Here is a 1,912-nt window from a genome sequence, read left to right as displayed (position 1 = left end):
GACCCACCGCTATCGCAGGCAAGCCAGCTCCCACATTTTGATCGGTGTTCACTTAATTCAAGCGGCGAATGCCGGCCGTGCATCTACCTGTTCTGCTTCCGGCAACGGCCCAAACAACGCCTTCTGCACCGCCTGCTGCGCCTGGTACGCCAGCGCCGCGCGTTCCTGCCCCGCACAGGCAATCGGCTTGAGCACATGAATCTCCACGTCGCCCTGATCATTGCCAAACAGGCGCATCAGGTGCGAGAGCAAATCATCATCGCCAATAAACGGTGCCAGCGGGTCCACTTGCCCATCCCGCAGATAACGAATCGCCACCGGTTGCAATGACACGTCGGCATCGATCGCACTGGCCAGCAAGCGGCCGTGAAACGTACGCAGGCTGCGCCCATCGGTGGTGGTGCCTTCCGGGAACATCAGCAGCGGGTGCTGTTGTTCAAGGTGGCGGGTCATTTGTTTGCGGATCAACTGGCTGTCACCCGAGCCACGGCGGATAAACAAACTGCCGGCCTTGGCCGCCAACCAGCCGGCGACCGGCCAGGTGCGCACTTCAGCCTTGGACAGAAACGACATCGGCGCCACCGCGCCCAGCAGCGGAATGTCGGTCCAGGACACGTGATTGCTCACCCACAGCATCGGCTGCGTCGGCAACTCGCCGTGCACCGTCACGCGAAAGGGCAGGGCATGGGTCAGCCGCGCCATGAAAAACCGCGACCAGCGCTGGCGTCGCACCATCGAGTTGGCCACGCCCATTCGCTCAAACACCCCGAACACACTGGCCATGCTCAAGCCCAGCGCCACCACCAACAGCACGCGGGCAATGCGCCCGTACACCCGCAGGCGGCTCATCACATGGCCGCCTTGAAGTGGCGGGCGTAACGCGGGCACAGCTCGTCGCGCTTGAGCAGGATAAACACGTCGGCGACCTGGAAGTCTTCATCCCAGCACGGTTCGCCGCAGATCTTCGCGCCGAGGCGCATATAGGCTTTGAGCAAGGGCGGCATTTCGGCGATGACGTTGGACGGCAGGTCCAGCGCCGGCAGGGGTTTTTTCGGTTCGGCGCGCAGGTGTTCGTTGCACAGGTAGCGTTCGCGCAGGCGCTGCATGATCGCGTGGGCCTGGATGCCGCCGTCGTGCATCGGGATGCTCGCGCAGCCCATCAAATAGCTGTAGCCGCCTTGGTTGAGGACTTCGGCCAGCTCGCCCCACAACACGGCGATGGTGCCGCCGTTGCGGTAGGCCGGGTCGACACAGGTGCGGCCGATTTCCAGGATCGGGCCTTGCAGGTGCAGCAAACCGTGCAGGCTGAATTCTTCTTCGCTGTAGAACCGGCCCAGGGTGCTGGCAGCCTGGTGGTCGAGCAAACGGGTGGTGGCGACCAGTCGACCGCTGTTCAAATCCCGCACGCCGATGTGGCTGCAGTGGACATCATAGTCATCCATGTCCAGGCCCAGTTCTGCGCCTTTCAGCTTGGCGTTGAACTCGCCGCTGAACACGTTGAACCGCAGGGCCTGGGCTTCCTGCAGAGCTTGCGCGCCAATCAGGCGTTCGGCTTGCAGACGGCGTTCATTGCCGGTGTCGCTGATGCGGGCGATCTGAGTCATGGCGAGTCTCCGAGTGCCGGCCACGTACCGGCCGGTCGACTTGTTTGTCCAGAGTCAGGCTATGTAGGCTCGGTGTCAGCGCCATGAAGTTATGGTGACGGTTGGGTGACAGGGCTTTTTTGGGGGCATATCCGTTGTTTGGGTGATGGCTTATTAGGGTTTCGCCCTTACGGCGACTCACTTTGGAAAAGCCCCAAAGTAAGCAAAGGGCTCTTGCCCCTCCACTCGGTGCCTCGCCTAGGCTCGGCATGCCCGCACGCAGGCTTGAATCCGTGGGCCGCCGCCACGCGCCATCCATGGCGCGGGGC

Annotated in this window: 2 protein-coding genes; both read right to left on the bottom strand. The window is 62.8% G+C overall.

Going from position 1 to position 1,912, the window contains the following annotated elements; translation table 11 throughout:
• Positions 1 to 57: 57 nt before the first annotated feature.
• Positions 58 to 849, bottom strand: coding sequence for a lysophospholipid acyltransferase family protein (locus WBB95_RS25000; protein WP_424490003.1), 792 nt, complete (start codon positions 847 to 849; stop codon positions 58 to 60).
• The gene (gene olsB / locus WBB95_RS24995) at positions 849 to 1,604 is read right to left on the bottom strand and encodes an L-ornithine N(alpha)-acyltransferase (protein WP_049709576.1); all 756 of its coding nucleotides are present in this window, start codon (positions 1,602 to 1,604) and stop codon (positions 849 to 851) included. The genes WBB95_RS25000 and olsB overlap by 1 nt, the downstream gene beginning before the upstream one ends.
• Positions 1,605 to 1,912: the final 308 nt, after the last annotated feature.

Origin of the sequence: Pseudomonas sp. (genome assembly GCF_049645325.1) — a bacterium.
Lineage (GTDB): Bacteria > Pseudomonadota > Gammaproteobacteria > Pseudomonadales > Pseudomonadaceae > Aquipseudomonas.
The sequence above is the reverse complement of the archived record's forward strand: the minus strand, read 5'-3'. Positions and strand labels throughout refer to the sequence as shown.